17 protein-coding genes are annotated in these 18,477 nt (G+C 73.6%); 8 read left to right on the top strand and 9 right to left on the bottom strand.

The window, feature by feature from the left end; genetic code table 11:
* The first annotated feature begins 61 nt into the window (after positions 1–61).
* Together metK and N5I75_RS05525 are read left to right on the top strand one after the other, a co-directional pair.
* Positions 62–1,270 (top strand): methionine adenosyltransferase, encoded by a 1,209-nt coding sequence (gene metK / locus N5I75_RS05530; protein ID WP_476674904.1) that lies wholly within the window; start codon positions 62–64, stop codon positions 1,268–1,270.
* 107 nt (positions 1,271–1,377) lie between these two features.
* Positions 1,378–3,495 carry a primosomal protein N' gene (locus N5I75_RS05525; protein WP_476674902.1) on the top strand — a complete coding sequence of 706 codons (2,118 nt, stop codon included), beginning with the start codon at positions 1,378–1,380 and terminating at the stop codon, positions 3,493–3,495.
* A 486-nt stretch (positions 3,496–3,981) separates the two neighbouring features.
* Here the strand turns inward: N5I75_RS05525 and N5I75_RS05520 are convergent, their stop codons facing one another.
* Positions 3,982–4,524 (bottom strand): hypothetical protein, encoded by a 543-nt coding sequence (locus N5I75_RS05520; RefSeq protein WP_476674900.1) that lies wholly within the window; start codon positions 4,522–4,524, stop codon positions 3,982–3,984.
* A gap of 254 nt (positions 4,525–4,778) precedes the next feature.
* On the opposite strand from N5I75_RS05520, the gene fmt reads away from it, so the two are divergent.
* Together fmt and N5I75_RS05510 are read left to right on the top strand one after the other, a co-directional pair.
* Positions 4,779–5,708: a methionyl-tRNA formyltransferase gene (fmt, locus tag N5I75_RS05515; protein ID WP_476674898.1), complete on the top strand. Its 930-nt coding sequence runs from the start codon at positions 4,779–4,781 to the stop codon at positions 5,706–5,708.
* 129 nt (positions 5,709–5,837) lie between these two features.
* Positions 5,838–7,304, top strand: a complete 1,467-nt coding sequence (locus N5I75_RS05510; protein ID WP_476674896.1) for an RsmB/NOP family class I SAM-dependent RNA methyltransferase — start codon at positions 5,838–5,840, stop codon at positions 7,302–7,304.
* On the opposite strand, the gene N5I75_RS05505 is transcribed toward N5I75_RS05510, so the two are convergent.
* Positions 7,278–9,446: an MMPL family transporter gene (locus N5I75_RS05505; protein WP_476674894.1), complete on the bottom strand. Its 2,169-nt coding sequence runs from the start codon at positions 9,444–9,446 to the stop codon at positions 7,278–7,280. The genes N5I75_RS05510 and N5I75_RS05505 overlap by 27 nt on opposite strands.
* A 160-nt stretch (positions 9,447–9,606) precedes the next feature.
* Between N5I75_RS05505 and rpe the strand changes: the two genes are divergently transcribed.
* The 4 genes from rpe to N5I75_RS05485 all read left to right on the top strand — a co-directional run bounded on the left by rpe (position 9,607) and on the right by N5I75_RS05485 (position 13,281).
* On the top strand, positions 9,607–10,290 hold the full coding sequence (rpe, locus tag N5I75_RS05500) for a ribulose-phosphate 3-epimerase (RefSeq protein ID WP_476674892.1): 684 nt from the start codon (positions 9,607–9,609) through the stop codon (positions 10,288–10,290).
* Positions 10,291–10,455: 165 nt separating this feature from the next.
* Positions 10,456–11,436 carry a sugar-binding transcriptional regulator gene (locus N5I75_RS05495; protein ID WP_394438460.1) on the top strand — a complete coding sequence of 327 codons (981 nt, stop codon included), beginning with the start codon at positions 10,456–10,458 and terminating at the stop codon, positions 11,434–11,436.
* Positions 11,429–11,683: a barstar family protein gene (locus N5I75_RS05490; protein WP_476674890.1), complete on the top strand. Its 255-nt coding sequence runs from the start codon at positions 11,429–11,431 to the stop codon at positions 11,681–11,683. The genes N5I75_RS05495 and N5I75_RS05490 overlap by 8 nt, the downstream gene beginning before the upstream one ends.
* Positions 11,684–11,838: 155 nt before the next feature.
* Positions 11,839–13,281: a GuaB1 family IMP dehydrogenase-related protein gene (locus N5I75_RS05485; protein WP_476674888.1), complete on the top strand. Its 1,443-nt coding sequence runs from the start codon at positions 11,839–11,841 to the stop codon at positions 13,279–13,281.
* A 40-nt stretch (positions 13,282–13,321) separates the two neighbouring features.
* On the opposite strand, the gene N5I75_RS05480 is transcribed toward N5I75_RS05485, so the two are convergent.
* The 7 genes from N5I75_RS05480 to N5I75_RS05450 are packed head-to-tail and all read right to left on the bottom strand — an operon-like array spanning position 13,322 to position 18,067.
* Entirely contained in the window at positions 13,322–13,696 is a 375-nt protein-coding gene (locus N5I75_RS05480; RefSeq protein WP_476674886.1) for an ATP-binding protein, read from the bottom strand.
* Positions 13,697–13,705: 9 nt separating this feature from the next.
* Positions 13,706–14,089: an STAS domain-containing protein gene (locus N5I75_RS05475; protein ID WP_476674884.1), complete on the bottom strand. Its 384-nt coding sequence runs from the start codon at positions 14,087–14,089 to the stop codon at positions 13,706–13,708.
* Entirely contained in the window at positions 14,086–15,324 is a 1,239-nt protein-coding gene (locus N5I75_RS05470) for a PP2C family protein-serine/threonine phosphatase (protein ID WP_476674882.1), read from the bottom strand. The genes N5I75_RS05475 and N5I75_RS05470 overlap by 4 nt, the downstream gene beginning before the upstream one ends.
* Positions 15,321–16,334 carry a SpoIIE family protein phosphatase gene (locus tag N5I75_RS05465; protein WP_476674881.1) on the bottom strand — a complete coding sequence of 338 codons (1,014 nt, stop codon included), beginning with the start codon at positions 16,332–16,334 and terminating at the stop codon, positions 15,321–15,323. Before N5I75_RS05465 ends, N5I75_RS05470 begins: the two co-directional genes overlap by 4 nt.
* Entirely contained in the window at positions 16,331–16,786 is a 456-nt protein-coding gene (locus tag N5I75_RS05460) for an ATP-binding protein (RefSeq protein WP_476676925.1), read from the bottom strand. Before N5I75_RS05460 ends, N5I75_RS05465 begins: the two co-directional genes overlap by 4 nt.
* Positions 16,776–17,186, bottom strand: coding sequence for an STAS domain-containing protein (locus N5I75_RS05455; RefSeq protein WP_476674879.1), 411 nt, complete (start codon positions 17,184–17,186; stop codon positions 16,776–16,778). The genes N5I75_RS05460 and N5I75_RS05455 overlap by 11 nt, the downstream gene beginning before the upstream one ends.
* Positions 17,183–18,067 (bottom strand): STAS domain-containing protein, encoded by an 885-nt coding sequence (locus N5I75_RS05450; protein ID WP_476674877.1) that lies wholly within the window; start codon positions 18,065–18,067, stop codon positions 17,183–17,185. The genes N5I75_RS05455 and N5I75_RS05450 overlap by 4 nt, the downstream gene beginning before the upstream one ends.
* Positions 18,068–18,477 lie beyond the last annotated feature (410 nt).

Genomic DNA, 18,477 nt, shown 5'->3' with positions numbered 1-18,477 from the left:
GCGCAGCTCCCGGCAGTCCAACAATGATCAGCCAGCAGCCGCTGCAACCACAGGGAGCGTTGTGTCCCGTCGCCTGTTCACCTCGGAGTCCGTGACCGAGGGTCACCCCGACAAGATCGCTGACCAGATCAGCGACACCATTCTCGACGCGCTGCTGCGCGAGGACCCCACGTCCCGCGTCGCCGTCGAGACGCTGATCACCACCGGCCTGGTGCACGTGGCCGGCGAGGTCACGACCAAGGCGTACGCGCCGATCGCGCAGCTCGTGCGCGACAAGATCCTCGAGATCGGCTACGACTCCTCGAAGAAGGGCTTCGACGGCGCCTCCTGTGGTGTCTCGGTCTCCATCGGCTCGCAGTCGCCCGACATCGCGCAGGGTGTCGACACGGCGTACGAGAAGCGTGTCGAGGGCGATGAGGACGAGCTCGACAAGCAGGGCGCCGGCGACCAGGGCCTGATGTTCGGCTACGCGTGCGACGAGACGCCGGACCTCATGCCGCTCCCGATCCACCTGGCGCACCGGCTGTCGCGCCGCCTGTCCGAGGTCCGCAAGAACGGGACGATCCCGTACCTGCGCCCCGACGGCAAGACCCAGGTCACCATCGAGTACGACGGCGACAAGGCGGTCCGCCTGGACACGGTCGTCGTCTCCTCGCAGCACGCGAGCGACATCGACCTGGACTCGCTGCTCGCCCCCGACATCCGCGAGTTCGTCGTCGAGCCCGAGCTGAAGGCGCTCGTCGACGACGGCATCAAGCTGGAGACCGAGGGCTACCGCCTCCTGGTCAACCCGACCGGCCGCTTCGAGATCGGCGGCCCGATGGGCGACGCGGGCCTCACCGGCCGCAAGATCATCATCGACACCTACGGGGGCTACGCCCGCCACGGCGGCGGCGCCTTCTCCGGCAAGGACCCGTCCAAGGTCGACCGCTCCGCCGCGTACGCGATGCGCTGGGTCGCGAAGAACGTGGTGGCCGCGGGTCTCGCCGCGCGCTGCGAGGTCCAGGTCGCGTACGCGATCGGCAAGGCCGAGCCGGTCGGTCTCTTCGTGGAGACCTTCGGCACCAACACGGTCGACACGGACAAGATCGAGTCGGCGATCTCCGAGGTCTTCGACCTCCGTCCGGCCGCGATCATCCGCGACCTCGACCTGCTGCGCCCGATCTACTCCCAGACGGCCGCCTACGGCCACTTCGGGCGCCCGCTGCCCGACTTCACGTGGGAGAAGACGGACCGCGTGGACGCGCTGCGCAAGGCCGCGGGCGTGTAAATCCTGGGTGCCTTGGTTTCCGGGGCCCGGCTCTCCTTCGGGAGGGCCGGGCCCCGGCGTTTTTCCCGGGCCCGGCGCTGTCGGTGCCCTCTGGTAGGAATACAGCTGTGAGCAGCGAGAACGACACCCCCGAGCAACCGGAGCAGCTTGCGCTCATTCGGGAGAGCGTGCGCAGGGCGAAGGCGCCGAAGGCGAAGCCGCGCACGTGGCGGGGGGCGGCGCTCGCCAAGGAGCTGCCGGTGGCCCGGGTCCTCGTCGACAAGGGCGTGCTCCACCTCGACCGGTACTTCGAGTACGCGGTACCGGAGGAGCTGGACGCGGTCGCGCAGCCGGGTGTGCGCGTACGGGTGCGGTTCGGGGCCGGGTCGAAGAACGTGCGGGACGGGCGGCGCGAGGGCGGCGGCCTCATCGACGGGTTCCTGATCGAGCGGGTCGCCGAGGCGGAGTACCAGGGGCCGCTCGCCGCGCTCGCCCAGGTCCTCTCGCCCGAACCCGTCCTCGACGCGGAGCTGTTGGGGCTCACCCGGGCTGTCGCCGACCGGTACGCGGGCAGCCTCGCCGACGTGCTGCAACTGGCGGTGCCGCCCCGGCACGGCAAGGCGGAGGCACGGGAGTTCCCGGCGCCGCCGCCCGCGCCGCCCGCGCCCGAACCCGGGTCGTGGCAGCGGTACGAGCGCGGGGCCGATCTCGTCGCGTCCCTGGCCGCCGGGGGTGCGCCGCGCGCCGTGTGGACCGCGCTGCCCGGGCCCGAGTGGGCCGGGGAGATCGCCCGCGCCGTGCAGGCGACGCTCGCCTCGGGGCGCGGGGCGCTCGTGGTCGTGCCGACCGTACGCCTCGCGGCGCGGGTCGACGCCGCGTTGCGCGAGGCGCTGGGGGAGGGGCAGCATGCGCTGCTGACCGCCGACGCGGGGCAGCAGCGGCGCTATTCGGAGTGGCTCGCCGTCCGGCGGGGCGCCGTGCGGGCCGTGGTGGGGACGCGGGCCGCCATGTTCGCCCCCGTACGGAACCTCGGGCTCGTGGTGGTGTGGGACGACGGGGACGCGCACCACAGTGACGACCGGGCGCCGTTCCCGCATGTGCGCGAAGTCCTTGAGCTGCGGGCCACGCGGGACAAGTGCGCGTTCCTGCTGGGGAGTTGGAGCTGCACCGTCGAGGCGGCTCAGCTGGTGCGCAGCGGGTGGGCCGCTGCCGTGGCCGCGCCCAGGGAAGCGGTGCGGCGGGTCGCTCCGCTCGTACGGACCGTCGGGGATCTGGACGTAGCGCGGGACGAGGCGGCGCGGGCCGCCCGGCTGCCCAGCCTCGCCTGGGACGTGGCGCGGGCCGCGCTGCGGGACGGCCCTGTCCTCGTGCAGGTGCCCCGGCGCGGATATGTGCCGCGCCTCGCCTGTCAGCGGTGCCGGGAGCCCGCCCGGTGCCGGCACTGCGCGGGCCCGTTGGAGGCGCGGGAGGCGACCGGGGTCCTGGCCTGCGGCTGGTGCGGCCGGGAGGAGGCGAACTGGCACTGCGCGGAGTGCGGCGGCACGCGGCTGCGGGCGCAGGTCGTCGGGGCGCGGCGCACGGCGGAGGAGCTGGGCCGGGCCTTCTCGACGGTGCCGGTGCGCACGTCGGGGCGTGAGCAGGTGCTCGACACGGTGTCGGCGGCGCCCGCGCTGGTCGTGAGCACGCCGGGGGCCGAGCCCGTCGCCGAGGGCGGCTACGCGGCCGCGCTGCTGCTCGACGGGTGGGCCATGCTCGGGCGGCCCGACCTGCGGGCGGGGGAGGACGCGCTGCGCCGCTGGATCGCCGCCGCCGCGCTGGTCCGGCCACAGGAGGCGGGCGGCACCGTCGTCATCATGGCCGAGCCGACGCTGCGGCCCGTGCAGGCGCTGGTCCGCTGGGACCCGGCGGGGCACGCGGTGCGCGAGCTAGCGGACCGCGCCGAGCTGGGCTTCCCGCCGGTCTCCCGCATGGCGTCGGTGAGCGGGGCGCCGGACGCGCTCACGGACTTCCTCGGCGCGGTCGACCTGCCCGCGGACGCGGAGGTCCTCGGCCCGGTCCCGCTGCCGCCCGCGCGGCGGACGGGGACGGCGCCGCCGGAGGAGCCGGGCGAGCGGTACCTGGTCCGTGTACCGCCGGGCAGCGGCGCCGCCCTGGCCCGCGCCCTGAAACAGGCACAGGCGGCACGCATGGCACGGGGCGGGACGGATCCGGTGCGGGTGCGGGTGGATCCGCCCGGCATCGGCTGACGGCGGGCCCGGGCCGTCCGTGCCGGTCAGCGCGGATGGCGCGATGTGGGGCGGATCCGGTGCGGGTGCGGGTGGGCCCGTCGGTATCGGCTGAGGGTGGGCCCGGGCCGTCCGTGCCGGTCAGCGCGGATGGCGCGATGTGGGACGGATTCGGTGCGGGTGCGGGTGGGCCCGTCGGTATCGGCTGACAGTGGGCCCGGGCCGTACGTGCCGGTCAGCGCCGACGGCGCGAGGTGGGACGGACCCGGTGCGGATACGGGTGGACCCGCCGGGCATCGGTGGACGGTGGGCCCGGGCCGTAGGTGCCGGGAAGCGCCGATGGCGCTGGGCGGGATGGACCCGGTGCGGGTGGGCGCGGGGCGGGATGGACCCGGTGTGGGTGGATCCGCCCGGTGTCGGCCGGCAGCGGGTCCGCGTCGCCCGGGGCGTCGAAACGCCGCTGCCTCCCCGCCCGGTGGGCGAGGAGGCAGCAAGGAGCGCACGGCTTCAACCGTTGCGAGGGCCGGGGAAGGCGTTCGGACGGGTCTCGTCGCGCAGGCCCTGGCTGCTCGCGGTCGGCTGGGTCGGCATGGCGCGGGCGGCCGGTACCGAGGGCAGGGGGCCCGTGGTCAGCGGCAGGGCGGGGCGCGGGGACGTGGGCGTGTCGCCGGCGCGCTCGGCGTCGGCCGCCGCCTGGGCGACCGCCCTGCGCGCCCCGTACCTGCGGTGGACCGCCTGCTTGGTGACGCCGAGGGCGGAGCCCACGGCGTCCCACGAGAAACCCAGCGAACGGTCGAAGTCCACGGCGGCGGTCACCAGGGTCTCGACACTGTCCCGCAGCTCCTGGGCGAGGCGGACGGTCGGCGCGGGCGCCCGCCCGTAGACGACGAAGCCCGCGGCGGGGCCGGAGCGGCGCGGCCGGTAGACGTTGCCGAGTTGTGCGGTGAGGGTGCGCAGTGCGTCCACCTGCCGGCGGACCCGCTCGATGTCCCGCACAAGCAGGTGCAGGCTGGCCCGTGCCTGGGCGTCGTGGGTTGCGTGGTCGGCCATGTACAAGCCTCTCGAACCGGCGATGAGAACGGTCGGGCCGCGCACGCAGCAAGCGATCGGCTTGCGCCGACGCCTGAGTGAGCTGGGTGAGCACGACCCCTGGTCTGGTCAACTCTTTCTTGACCAACGCGCCATCCAGTGAGGGGTCACGCTGTTGCGGTGTATCCGTTCCCGTGCGGGGCGCGTGTTCCGGCGTGCGCCCCATAGACTGGTGCGCTGCCCGTGACCCTGCCCCGAGAGGCCGTAAGCCACCGATGAAGCTCGTCTTCGCCGGCACCCCCGAGGTCGCCGTTCCCGCTCTGGACGCACTGATCGCCTCCGACCGGCACGAGGTCGCCGCCGTGGTGACCCGGCCCGACGCGCCCGCGGGCCGGGGCCGACGCCTCGTCGCGAGCCCGGTCGCCGAGCGGGCGGAGGAGGCCGGCATCGAGGTGCTCAAGCCGAACCGGCCGCGCGACGAGGACTTCCTCGCCCGGCTGCGCGAGATCGGCCCGGACTGCTGCCCGGTCGTCGCCTACGGCGCGCTGCTGCCGAAGGTCGCCCTCGACGTGCCCGCCCGCGGCTGGGTGAACCTGCACTTCTCGCTGTTGCCCGCCTGGCGCGGCGCGGCGCCCGTGCAGCACGCGGTCATGGCGGGCGACGAGATCACCGGCGCCTCCACCTTCCTCATCGAGGAGGGCCTCGACTCCGGGCCCGTGTACGGCACGGTGACCGAGCAGGTCCGCTCCACTGACACCAGCGGCGACCTGCTGACCCGGCTGGCCTTCGCGGGCTCCGGGCTGCTCGTCGCCACGATGGACGGCATCGAGGACGGCTCCCTCAAGGCCGTGCCGCAGCCCGCCGACGGCGTCTCCCTCGCCCCGAAGATCACCGTCGAGGACGCCCGGATCGACTGGGCCACGCCCGCGCTCCGCGTCGACCGGGTGGTGCGCGGCTGCACGCCCGCGCCCGGCGCGTGGACCGAGTTCCGCGGCGAGCGCCTGAAGGTGCGCACGGCCGTGCTCGCCCCTGACCGCACGGACCTGGCCCCGGGCGAGCTGGGCGTCGGCAAGAAGAACCTGTACGTGGGCACGGGCTCGCACGCCGTCGAGCTGCTCTGGGTGCAGGCCCAGGGCAAGAAGCCGATGGCCGCCGCCGACTGGGCGCGCGGGGTGCGCATCACGTCGGGCGAGCGGCTGGGCTGAGCCGGTTCCCGCAGGCCGGCGGCCTGGACGTACGCTGGGAGGGTTCATCCCGGCGTGCGTCGTCCACCATGTACGTACGCCCGTACGACCTCTGCGTACTCCTTGTACGACCCCACCAGCGGAGCACTTTTGAGCGACCAGCCGACCCCGTCGAACCGCCGTCCCCAGAAGCCGGGCAGGTCCGGTAAGCCCGGCAAGCCGCACCGCCGTCCGCAGAAGGACCCCGTGCGCATTCTCGCGTTCGAGGCGCTGCGCGCGGTCGACGAGCGGGACGCCTACGCGAACCTCGTGCTGCCGCCGCTGCTGCGCAAGGCCCGCGAGAAGGAGGGGCCCGGGAAGTTCGACGGCCGGGACGCCGCGCTCGCCACCGAGCTGGTGTACGGGACGCTGCGCCGCCAGGGCACGTACGACGCGATCGTGGCGGCCTGCATCGACCGGCCGCTGCGCGAGGTCGACCCGCCGGTGCTCGACGTCCTGAACATGGGCGTGCACCAGTTGCTCGGCACGCGCATCCCCACCCACGCGGCGGTCTCCGCCTCCGTGGAGCTGGCCCGCGTCGTGCTCGGCGACGGCCGCGCCAAGTTCGTCAACGCCGTGCTGCGCAAGGTCTCGCAGCACGATCTCGACACCTGGCTGGAGAAGGTCGCGCCGCCCTACGACGAGGATCCCGAGGAACACCTTTCCGTGGTGCATTCGCATCCGCGATGGATCGTCTCCGCGCTGTGGGACTCGCTCGGCGGCGGTCGCGCCGGGATCGAGGACCTCCTGGAGGCGGACAACGAGCGGCCCGAGGTGACGCTCGTGGCGCGCCCCGGACGGATCACCGCCGACGCCGTCCTCGACGAGGTGGGCGAGGAGTCCGGGCTTCCCGGCCGCTGGTCCCCGTACGCCGTGCGGCTGACCGAGGGCGGGGAGCCGGGCGCGCTCGACGTCGTGCGGTCCGGCCGGGCCGGGGTGCAGGACGAGGGCAGTCAGCTCGTCGCACTCGCACTCGCGAACGCCCCCGTGGAGGGCCGGGACGAGAAGTGGCTGGACGGCTGCGCGGGGCCCGGCGGCAAGGCCGCGATGCTCGCCGGGCTCGCCGCCGAGCGCGGGGCGACGCTGCTCGCCGCGGAGAAGCAGCCGCACCGCGCGGGGCTCGTCGCGAAGGCGCTGGCCGGGAACCCGGGCCCGTACCAGGTGATCGCCGCGGACGGTACGAGGCCGCCGTGGGGGCCCGGCACCTTCGACCGGGTCCTGGTGGACGTGCCCTGCACGGGGCTCGGCGCCCTGCGGCGGCGGCCCGAGGCGCGCTGGCGGCGCCGCCCGCAGGACCTGGAGGGCTTCGCGCCGCTCCAGCGCTCCCTGCTGCGCATGGCGCTGGAGTCGGTGCGGGTCGGCGGTGTCGTCGGCTACGCGACCTGTTCGCCGCACATGGCGGAGACGCGGGCCGTCGTCGACGACGTGCTCAAGTCCGTCGGCGGGACCGAACTCATCGACGCGCGGCCCCTGCTCGACGGCGTACCGGCCGTCGGCGACGGCCCCGACGTCCAGCTGTGGCCGCACCTGCACGGCACCGACGCGATGTACCTAGCGCTGATCCGCCGCACCGCCTGAGGTCCCTGAGGTTGCCGACGTCCTTGCCAGCGCGCCGGGCCACCACACGCGGGGCCCCACGTCCAGGAACAGCGCCGTCACCAGGACCGAGCGCACGATGAAGGTGTCCAGGAGGACGCCGAGGGCGACCGCGAAGCCGATCTCGGCGAAGGCGACCATCGGCAGCGTGCCGAGGGCGAGGAACGTGCCGGCCAGGACCAGGCCCGCCGAGGTGATCACCGCGCCGGTCGCGGAGAGGCCGGTGACGACGCCGGGCCGGGTGCCCTGGCGGGCGGCCTCCTCGCGGATGCGGGTGGTCAGGAAGATGTTGTAGTCGATGCCGAGCGCCACCAGGAACACGAAGACGAACAGCGGGAAGTCCGTCGACTCGCCCGCGTAGTCGAACAGGTGGCGGAAGGCGAGCGCACTCACGCCGAGCGCCGCGGCGAACGACAGGACGACCGTCCCGATCAGGAGCAGCGGCGCGACCACCGCGCGCAGCAGCAGCCCGAGGATCAGCAGCACGACCACCAGGACCAGCGGGATCACGAGCTTGTTGTCGTGGGCGGTCGCGCGGTCCATGTCGAGCAGGGTCGCGGAGCCGCCGCCCACCTTGGCGTCGGCGTCCGGTACGCCGTGGACCGCGTCGCGCACCCGCTGCACGGTGTCCCGGGCCGCCTGGCTGTCGGACGGTGCCGTGGTCGTCGCCTCGAACAGGACGCGGCCGTCGTGCTCGCGCGCGGTGTTCGGCGGCACGGTGATGCTGCGCGCGACGACGCCGTCCGTACGGGCGACGGCGAGCCGCACCCGCGCGTTCTGCTCGCTGTTCGCGACGACGACGAGCGGATCGCCGGCGCCGGCCGGGAAGTACTTCTCCGAGACCTTCTGGCCCTTGATCGAGTCCGGCTCGCCGGTGAACGAGTCGGCGTTGCTGATCCCCTCGGCCCGCAGTTGCAGCAGGCCGAGGGAGAGGACGGCCAGGGCGATCGCCGTCGCCGTCCACACCACGCGCGGGCGGTGCGCGATGCGGCGGCCGATCCGCGACCAGACGCCGCGCTCGGTGGGTTCCGCGGAGCCCAGGTGCGGGATCACCGGCCAGAACAGCCAGCGTCCGAAGACGACGAGCAGGGCGGGGAACAGCGTCAGCATGGCGAGGAGGCCGATGGCGACGCCGATCGCGGCGACCGGGCCGAGGCCGCGCGTGGAGTTCATGTCGGCGGTGAGCAGCACCAGCATGCTGCACACGACGGTGGCGCCGGAGGCGAGGACGGCCGGGCCCGCCCGGTGCAGGGCGAGCGCCATCGCCTCGTGCCGGTCCTCGTGGCGGCGCAGTTCTTCCCGGTAGCGGGCGACCAGGAGCAGCGCGTAGTCCGTCCCCGCGCCGAACACGAGGACGGTGAGGATGCCCGCGCTCTGTCCGTTCACGGTCAGCCCGGCGTGCGTGGCGAGCAGATAGATCAGCGCCTGCGCGGTGAACAGGGCCGCCACCACGCTCACCACCGGCACGAGCAGCAACGTGGGGCTGCGGTAGGTGAAGAGCAGGATCACGATGACGATGCCGAGCGCGGAGAGCAGCAGCGTCGAGTCGATGCCCTCGAAGGCCTTCGAGAAGTCCGCCGAGGTGCCGCCGGGGCCGGTGATGTGGACGGTGAGGCCGTCGGCCGACCGGCCCGTCCGGTCACGGATGGAGTCGACGGCGGGCCCGATCCGCTCCCAGCCCTTCTCGTCCATCGTGATCGGCACGGCGATCTGCGCCGCCGACGGCCGCAGCGGTTTGTCGAGGACGGGCCCGACGGTCTGCGCGCCGCGCAGGCCGTGGTCGTCGAGCTGCCGGATCTGCCGGGCGTCGGCCGCGATACGGGCCCGGTCCGCCACGGTGAGGCCGCCCTCGCGCGCGTAGATGACGATCGCGGGGATGGTCTCCGGGCGGAAGTCCTTGGAGAGGTCGAGCACCTGGGTCGACTCGGCCGAGCCGGGCAGCCAGGACTGGGCGTCGTTGTCCTGCGCGTCGGTGAGCTTCTGGGCCAGCGGCGCCACCCCGACAAGCACCACCAGCCACAGCACGACCACGACCCATTTGCTGCGCCGCCCGCACACCAGCCAGGCGACTCCGCGCCGTGGCACGGGCTTCGTGGTCCGGGCATCGGTCTGTACGTCCGCCATGGCGCGCCCCCCGCTGCGTCGTGCGCGGTGCTCCAGTTCGCCCTTCGTGGTCGACCAACCATGGCACGGGAGGGCACGGGAGGGCACGGCTCGGCATCGGTTCGGCGCACTGGTCCAGACCGAGGCGGATACGGGGTCCGGTCCATGGCAGGGTGGGGGCATGGCTCAGATCAACCCCAGCATCCTGTCCGCGGACTTCGCGCGCCTCGCCGACGAGGCAAAGGCCGTCGAAGGCGCCGACTGGCTCCATGTCGATGTCATGGACAACCACTTCGTCCCCAACCTCACGCTCGGGGTGCCGGTCGTAGAGTCGCTGGCGCGGGCGACGGACACCCCGCTGGACTGCCATCTGATGATCGAGAACCCCGATCAGTGGGCTCCGCAGTACGTCGAAGCGGGTGCGGGTTCCGTCACCTTCCACGCGGAGGCGGCCGGGGCCCCGGTGCGCCTCGCGCGCGAGATCCGCGCCAAGGGCGCCCGCGCCTCCATGGCGCTGAAGCCCGCGACGCCGATCGAGCCGTACGAGGACCTGCTCCCCGAGCTCGACATGCTGCTGATCATGACGGTCGAGCCGGGCTTCGGTGGCCAGGCGTTCCTCGACATCATGCTGCCCAAGATCCGCAGGACCCGGCAGCTCATCGACCGGCACGGCCTCGAACTGTGGCTCCAGGTCGACGGCGGCGTCTCCGCCAAGACGATCGAGCGGTGCGCCGAGGCCGGGGCGGACGTCTTCGTCGCCGGTTCGGCCGTGTACGGCGCCGACGACCCGGCCGAAGCGGTACGTGCACTGCGCACCCAGGCGCAGAGCGCCATGGCGTCCGCGCCCTGGGCATGCGACCACTGAGCCACGGATACGTGAACGCCCGTCATCAGGGCTGATCAAGCCCGAAGGATCTGCAAGGATGAGCCGCGTATCCAGGTTGTGAACGCAGTGAGTCGTGCAGAAGAGCAGAAGAGCAGTGAGGAGATCGCCGTGTCCGCATCATCGGCAGGTCGGTCAGCCCTGCGGATGGGGCCCGCGGAGCTGGTGCAGGCGGCGGCCATGGCCCGTCGCTTCTACCTAGAGGGCAAGTCCAAGATCCAGATCGCCGAGGAGTTCGGCGTCAGCCGCTTCAAGGTGGCCCGGGTCCTGGAGACGGCCCTGGAGCGGGATCTCGTACGCATCGAGATCCGGGTCCCGGCCGAGCTGGACGCCGAGCGCTCCGACGCGCTGCGCGCCCGCTACGGCCTGCGGCACGCGGTCGTCGTCGAGTCGCCCGCTGAGGCCGAGGAGTCGCCCGACCCGGAGAACCTCGGCGAGGTCGCCGCGGATCTGCTGGGCGAACTGGTGACCGAGGGCGATGTCCTCGGGCTCGCCTGGGGCCGCTCGACCATCCACATGGCCGCCGCCCTCGACCGGCTCCCGCCGTGCACCGTCGTGCAGCTCACCGGCGTGTACGACGCCGGGACGGCCGAGCGCGGCTCGGTGGAGGCCGTGCGCCGCGCGGCCCAGGTCTCCGGCGGCGACGCGCACCCCATCTACGCGCCGATGCTGCTCCCCGACGCCGCCACCGCGACCGCGCTGCGCAACCAGACCGGGATCGCCCGCGCCTTCGAGTACTTCGACAAGGTCACCGTGGCCTGTGTGTCGATCGGCTCCTGGGAGCCCGGCATCTCGACCGTGCACGACATGCTCAGCGACGAGGAGCGCGCCCACTACGCGTCCCTCGGCGTCGCCGCCGAGATGTCCGCGCACCTCTTCGACGCCCAGGGCCGCCGCGTCGGCCGCGACCTCGGCGAGCGGTGCATCACGGTCGAGGCGGACCGGCTGCGGCGGATACCGGAGGTCGTCGCCATCGCGGGCGGCCAGCGCAAGGCCGCCGCCATCGACGCCGTGCTCCGCTCGGGCCTCGTCACCAGCCTGGTCACCGACACCGCCGCGGCCGACTTCCTGCTCGCCGCCGGATCCACGCCGCGCCCCGCGCTCCAGCGCACGGACCCGGATGACTGACACGGTCGTCCTCGACCTCGACGGGGCCGGGGACAAGGCCGCGTTCATGGAGCGCTGCGCCACCGCGCTCGCCCTGCCGGACTGGTTCGGGCGGAACTGGGACGCGCTGGCCGACGTGCTGCGCGAGCGCGAGCTCGTGCTCGTCGTGACCGGCTGGGCGGCGTTCGCCGAACGGTGCCCCGGGGAGTGGGCGACGGCCCGCGCGGTGCTCGGCGAGGCGGACACCGTCGAGCTGCGCCTGCAATGATCGTCGCTCTTGGATGATTGTCCGAGCCGGGCCTCCGACCTTGGGAGGTTCGGCCCGGAGACGGCTTCGCGGCGCCCGTGGGAAAATGAAGTACGTGCTTTGTGCCCCGGAGGGTTCCTCCCGGGGACCCCTTCTACCGACTGGGATGTCCGCACGTGCGTTTCCTCAATGACATCAAGCCCGCGTACGACCTGACGTACGACGACGTCTTCATGGTGCCGAGCCGGAGCGCCGTCGGCTCCCGCCAGGCCGTGGACCTCTCCTCGCCGGACGGCACGGGCACCACGATCCCGCTGGTCGTCGCCAACATGACCGCGATCGCCGGGCGCCGCATGGCCGAGACCCTCGCCCGCCGCGGCGGCCTCGTCGTCATTCCGCAGGACATCCCGATCGAGGTCGTCACCGAGGTCATCTCCTGGGTCAAGACCCGCCACCTGGTCCTCGACACCCCGATCATCCTCTCGCCCGGCCAGACGGTCGCCGACGCCCTCGCGCTCCTTCCCAAGCGCGCGCACAACGCGGGCGTCGTCGTCGACGACGAGCTGCGCCCCGTCGGCGTCGTCACCGACGAGGACCTGACCGGCGTCGACCGTTTCACCCAGCTCTCCGAGGTCATGTCCCGTGACCTGCTGCTGCTCGACGCGGACATCGACCCGCGCGACGCCTTCAACAAGCTGGACGGCGCCAACCGCCGCTACGCCCCCGCGGTCGGCAAGGACGGCAAGCTCGCCGGCATCCTGACCCGCACCGGCGCCCTGCGCGCCACGCTCTACACCCCGGCCACCGACGCGGACGGCAAGCTGCGCATCGCCGCCGCCGTCGGCATCAACGGCGACGTGGCGGGCAAGGCCAAGCAGCTCCTCGACGCGGGCGTCGACACGCTCGTCATCGACACCGCCCACGGCCACCAGGAGTCGATGATCAGCGCCATCAGGACGGTGCGCGCGCTCGACCCGCAGGTGCCGATCGTGGCGGGCAACATCGTCGCCGCCGAGGGCGTCAAGGACCTGATCGAGGCCGGCGCCGACATCATCAAGGTCGGTGTCGGACCCGGCGCCATGTGCACCACGCGCATGATGACCGGCGTCGGCCGCCCGCAGTTCTCCGCCGTCCTGGAGTGCGCCGCCGAGGCGAGGAAGTACGGCAAGCACGTCTGGGCCGACGGCGGTGTCCGCCACCCGCGCGACGTCGCCATGGCGCTCGCCGCGGGCGCCTCCAACGTGATGATCGGCTCCTGGTTCGCCGGGACCTACGAGTCCCCGGGCGACCTCCAGCACGACGCGCAGGGCCGCGCCTACAAGGAGTCCTTCGGCATGGCGTCCGCCCGCGCCGTGAAGAACCGCACCTCGGACGAGTCCGCGTACGACCGTGCCCGCAAGGCGCTGTTCGAGGAGGGCATCTCCACCTCCCGGATGTTCCTGGACCCGCAGCGTCCGGGCGTCGAGGACCTGATCGACTCGATCATCGCGGGCGTCCGCTCGTCCTGCACCTACGCGGGCGCCAACTCGCTCGCCGAGTTCGAGGAGCGGGCGGTGGTCGGGATCCAGTCCGCCGCCGGTTACGCCGAGGGCAAGCCGCTGCACGCCAGCTGGAGCTGATGTCCTGCATGTGCTGAGAGGCGGCGCGGGGCGGTTCCGGTCAGACGGCCGGCGCCGACGGCATCGACCAGGCCGCCTCGATGCGTTTGCCGCCGGGCGCCGGGAGCACCGCGAGGCTCTCGGCGAGCCGCTCCACCATGTGCCAGCCGAATCCGCCGCCGCCGCCCATGTCGGGGGCGCGCGGCACCGGCGGCCGCGGGTCGCCGTCCTCCACCGTCACCGCGAGCCCGCCGTCGTCCACCCGCAGATGCAGGCGGGAGAGGGCGCCGGTGTGCCGGGACGCGTTGGTGACCAGCTCCGAGACGACGAGCAGCACCGCGTCGGCATCGGCCCACGTGCAGTGCTCGGCGAGGAACCGGGCAGCGGCGCCCCGGGCCTGTGTCCCCGTGACGGGACCGTCCACCACGATCTCCATAGTCGACAGCTACCCCGCCGCCGGATCTTCATGGTCCCCGCCCCCTGAGGGCGGCAGGACGGTGTCGAGGCCCGTGATGCGGAAGATCCGCTCCACGGCGGGGGAGACGCGGCTGATCGCGAGCGCGGCGCCGCGCTCCTGGAGGTGGCCGCGGGCGCGCAGCAGCACGTTGATGCCGCCGGAGTCGAAGAACTGCACGGCCGACAGGTCGAGGGTGACGGTGGTGCCGGGCTCCGCGGCGAGCGCCGTCACCGCCGCGAGCAGGTCCGGCGCCGTCTCGTAGTCGAGGTCGCCGCAGAGGGTGATGACGGGCCCGTCGGGACCGGCTGTCACGGTACGGGCCCGCGCCGGGCGCGGCCCGTCGGGTATGGACTCGGGTGCCGCGTGCGTCATCGGCTCCTCCGTACGGTCAGGGCGAGTGTGTCGTCGGGGTGCAGGATCACGGTGTGCATGTCCTCGGCGAGGGCGCCGGGGATGTCCTCGGTGGGCCGGTGGCGGTGGCGGACGGCGGCCTCGACGAGCCTGCGCTCGCCCTCGTGGGGGTCGCGGCGGCTCTCGGTCAGACCGTCCGTGTAGAGGACGAGCAGGTCGCCGGGGGCGAGCTGCTCGTGCCAGAGGCGGTCGCTGCCGGCCATCGGGTAGCCGACGCCACGGCCGCGCACCTCCAGGAAGCGGGCCGTGCCGTCGTCGGAGACCAGGAGCGGCGGCGGGTGGCTGCCGTTGGCCAGTTCCAGATGGCCCGTGGCCGGGTCGATGCGGGCGAGCAGGACCGTCGCCATCAGCTCGCGGTCGTAGGGCAGCAGGATCTCGTCGGTGCGCGCGACGATCGTCTCCAGGGGGTGGCCCTCCAGGGCGAGCGTGCGCACGGCGTGCGTCACGTTCAGGGCGCTGCTGGTACTGGTGAGGCCGTGGCCGAGCGCGTCGACGACCGTGATGTGCACGGTGCCGTCGGGCAGCTGGAACCAGTCGTAGAGGTCGCCGCCGGTCGGCGCGTCGCTCTCGGCGGGCGCGTAGTGGATGGCCAGTTCGAGGCCGTCCACCTTCATCGGGCCGGGGCGCAGCGCGTCCTCCAGTTCGCGCAGCATCTGGCCGTGGGCGCGGCGCAGCTGCTCGTCGCGCTCCTCCAGCTGGACGTAGAGGGCGAGGACGCCGCTGTTGGTCTCGTCCAGTTCGTGGGTGAGGCGGCGCCGGTCGGCCTCCAGGGCCTCGGCGCGGGCGACCGCGGCCCGCAGCTCCTCCTCCAGGAGGGCGGTGGGGGAGGGCTCGGCGCTCTCCACGGCCGGCGGGCGGCGCTGGCCCGGCAGCGGCACCTGCCACACCGTGGTGTCCGCCTCGCGGGTGCCGGGCAGCGGCAGCGTCTCCACGGCGGCGGCCCAGGGTGTCGCGGCGGCGTGCAGCCGCACCGTCAGGGACTGCCGGTGCGCGGAGTGCTCGTACGCCGACTCCAGGGTGACCGGCCGGCCCGCGCGCAGTTCGGGGTCGGCGACGCGGGCCACCGAGAGGGTGAGCCGGGTGCGCAGCTCGGCCGAGAGCCGGAACGTCACCGCCAGCGCCCGCACGGCGGCCCGCAGATCGGCCGCCGAGCGGTGGGTCGAGCGCTGGGCGGGCACGGCTGCCCGGTCGGTCATGTGTTCCTCCTTGCCGCCCCGGAGACCAGGGCGGTCGCGTCGTCCCGCGCCGAGCGGTGGCCGTGCCCGAGGGCCGCGGCCAGCAGCCGGGGCGGGAGCCCCAGCAGGAACGGGGGCGCGGAGTCCGCCCAGCGCGGCGCGATGCCGTCGCTGTGCAGGACCGCCGCGCTGTCCTCGGGCATCGGCAGCGTACGGCTTCGCGGCCTTGGCATGTTCCAGCCCACGACACCAGGCTGCCCGGTGTCGCGGGCGGCGATGCCGGCGTGTCCGACGAGCAGCAGGCGTACGTTGCCGACCCCGCAGTGCTCGACCGTACCGGGCCGCAGACGCAGCAGGGAGACGGCGGCGCCGCGGCTGCCCCGCAGCGCGCGGTTCATCGTCGTGAGCAGCTCGGGCAGGGGGCCGCCGGGGTTCTCCCGGAACACCCGCACGGCCTCGGCGCTCGCCCCGGCGGCCTCCGCGCCGTGCCCGAGCCCGTCCACGACGGCCGCGGTCCGGCCGGCGGGGTCGTCGACCACGGCCGCGCTGTCCCCGCACAGCTTCTCGCCGCGCAGCGGCAGGCAGACCAGGCCGAGGTCGGATGCCGCGGGAGCGATGCCGGGAGCGTGGAAGCGGGCGCAGATCAGCGTGCCGACGCCCGGCAGGGTGCGCAGGGTCAGCTCGTCCGCGAGGCGCTGGGCCGCGCCCATCCCGTAGCCGAGGGTGCCGGCGGTGCTGTAGCCGTCGGCCATGGCGCGGTCGGGGCTGGCGATGCCGGGTCCCCGGTCGGCGGCGATCACGTCGAGGCCGCCCTGCTCGCCGTGGCGCTGGATGTAGATCGCGCCCTCCACGGCGTGCCGCAGGAGGTTCTCGGCCAGCTCGGTGGTGAGCACGGCGGCCCGCTCGACGGTGGTCCCGGCGAGACCGGCCGCCCGCGCGGCGTCCTTGGTCAGGGTCGCCGCGTGGTGCACGGCGCTGGGGTGGTCGACGACGACGTGTGCGGTCACGGCGACGTCGGCGAAGGCCGTCACCGCACCGTCCAGCGGACCACGGAGACCGTCGTGCCCGCACCGGGGCGGCTCTCCACGTGGAACTCGTCCATCAGCCGCCGCGCCCCGCCCAGCCCGTGGCCGAGGCCGTTGCCCGAGGTCCAGCCGTCGGTCATGGCGGCGCCGAGGTCCGGGATGCCGGGGCCCTCGTCCTGGATGACGAGACGGATGCCGTCCGCCGGGCCCCGCTTGAGGAGTTCGACGGTCAGGGTGCCGCCACCGCCGTGGATGTAGGCGTTGCGGGCCAGTTCGCTCGCCGCGGTCACCACGCGGGTCTGGTCGACCAGGCCGAAGCCGCACTCGATCGTGGCCGCGCGCACGGCGTGCCGGACCGTGAGGAGGTCGTCCTCGGAGCGCACCTCGTAGTCGCGGCGCACGGTCACCCGGGCCGCCGCGCCGTGCCGCACCGGGTGCGGGGCCAGCTCATCGGACATGGTCACGGCCTGGGCCCTCCGGGGTCCGCTGCCAGCCGAGCGCGGCGAGTCCCTGCTCGGCGTTGAGCGCCGTCTCCACGCCGGTCAGCCGGATGCCCAGCTCGACCAGGGTGATCGCGACGGCGGGGCGCATGCCCGCGACGATGACCCGCGCGCCCAGGAGCCGGGCCATGTGCGTGAGCTCCATCAGGGTGCGGGCCACGAAGGAGTCGATCAGTTCGAGCCGCGAGATGTCGATGAGCACGCCGCGGGCGCGGTCGGCGACGATCCGCTCGGTCAGCTCCTCGGTGAAGGCGATCGCGGAGCGGTCGTCCAGCTCGTTGAGGAGCCCCGTCACCAGGACGTCCGCGAGCCGCAGGATGGGGACGCCCGTCGGGTGCGGCGCCGGTGGTGTGGTCACTCGGCGGCCGACCCGGTCAGGACGGGGGCGACGGCGGGCTGCTCGGCCAGCCGCATCGCGTCGGCGAGCGCGTCGGCCAGGGTCGCGCGGGTCAGGATGGTGGACAGATCGATCCCCAACTGGGCGATGGTCTGGGCGATGGGCGGCCGGATCCCGCTGATGACGCAGTCCGCGCCCATCAGCCGGACCGCGTTGACCGTGTGCATGAGGTGCTGGGCGACCGCCGTGTCGACGGTCGGCACCCCGGTGATGTCGATGATGGCGATCTTCGCCTCGTCGTCCTGGATCGCCTGGAGCAGCGACTCCATGACGATCTGGGTCCGCGCCGTGTCGAGCGTGCCGATCAGCGGCACGGCGAGCACGTGCCGCCACAGCTGGACGACAGGAGTGGACAGCTCCATCAGCTGCCGGCTCTGGCGCTGGATGATCTCCTCGCGGCCCTCGACGAAGGTCTCGAAGGAGAGGGCGCCCGCGGCGTCGAGCATCCGGTTCACCAGGACGGCCGCCGCGAACAGCTCGCTCGTGTCGAGGGTGGTGTGCCGCACCGCCGCCAGGAGCGCCTCCTTCAGGGAGAGGAGGGCGAGCGCGGTGTCGGTGGGGGTGGCGCCGGACCGGACCCGGCGCAGGGAGAGCTGTGTCACCGTCGCCCGCAGACCGTGGTGCGAGGTCACGAGCCGCTCGACGGGGACGTCACTGGAGAGGGCCTCGGTGAGCGCGTCGACGATCAGGTGCGCCTCTTCGCGCAGCTCGCTCTCGGGCAGGTCCGCGCCGAGGGCCGCCTGCTCCAGCTGGAGCGCCGTCCAGCGGTCGGCGATCTGCCCCTCCTGATCGCGCAGCGCCGCGAGCAGCACTTTGCGGATGTCGGTTTCGCTGGTACTCACAAGCCCCTCTTCACACCGTTCTCTTCGATCTTCGCCGTACGGACTGCGCACCCCGCACACATGATGCACACACCAAATCTTCACCGTGCCGACCAGGGGCCGACGCGTCGCCGCCCCGTGGCGGCCGGCCTGCGGCCGACGCACGGGACGGCCCCACCGCGTACCCAGGAAGTGCGTGTTCACGCCACGTGAGCCCGTGTGAGCCCGACCACACCGCGTACGCAACAGACGAAACGGACGCCGCAACGAACACCCGTGCAACCGGGATCCGCGCAACGATCATCCGGCCGCGCGCAAGGTTGCTGCATTACAGCCGGGAAGTCGCGTCCTCTAGAGTCATCCGCTGTACGCGGCACGGCGGGAACGCGCTGCTCGGCGCCTCCCCCTTCGCGGTGTGACCGAACAGACGC

This window comes from Streptomyces sp. R818 (assembly GCF_056172735.1).
The sequence above is the reverse complement of the archived record's forward strand: the minus strand, read 5'-3'. Positions and strand labels throughout refer to the sequence as shown.

Coding starts and splice junctions, on each gene's coding strand:
- N5I75_RS05480 (WP_476674886.1), bottom strand. CDS start 13,696: ATGGAGATCGTGGTGGACGGTCCCGTCACGGGGACACAGGCCCGGGGC.
- N5I75_RS05490 (WP_476674890.1), top strand. CDS start 11,429: ATGACTGACACGGTCGTCCTCGACCTCGACGGGGCCGGGGACAAGGCC.
- N5I75_RS05475 (WP_476674884.1), bottom strand. CDS start 14,089: ATGACGCACGCGGCACCCGAGTCCATACCCGACGGGCCGCGCCCGGCG.
- N5I75_RS05460 (WP_476676925.1), bottom strand. CDS start 16,786: ATGTCCGATGAGCTGGCCCCGCACCCGGTGCGGCACGGCGCGGCGGCC.
- N5I75_RS05495 (WP_394438460.1), top strand. CDS start 10,456: ATGGGGCCCGCGGAGCTGGTGCAGGCGGCGGCCATGGCCCGTCGCTTC.
- rpe (WP_476674892.1), top strand. CDS start 9,607: ATGGCTCAGATCAACCCCAGCATCCTGTCCGCGGACTTCGCGCGCCTC.
- N5I75_RS05470 (WP_476674882.1), bottom strand. CDS start 15,324: ATGACCGACCGGGCAGCCGTGCCCGCCCAGCGCTCGACCCACCGCTCG.
- N5I75_RS05520 (WP_476674900.1), bottom strand. CDS start 4,524: ATGGCCGACCACGCAACCCACGACGCCCAGGCACGGGCCAGCCTGCAC.
- fmt (WP_476674898.1), top strand. CDS start 4,779: ATGAAGCTCGTCTTCGCCGGCACCCCCGAGGTCGCCGTTCCCGCTCTG.
- N5I75_RS05505 (WP_476674894.1), bottom strand. CDS start 9,446: ATGGCGGACGTACAGACCGATGCCCGGACCACGAAGCCCGTGCCACGG.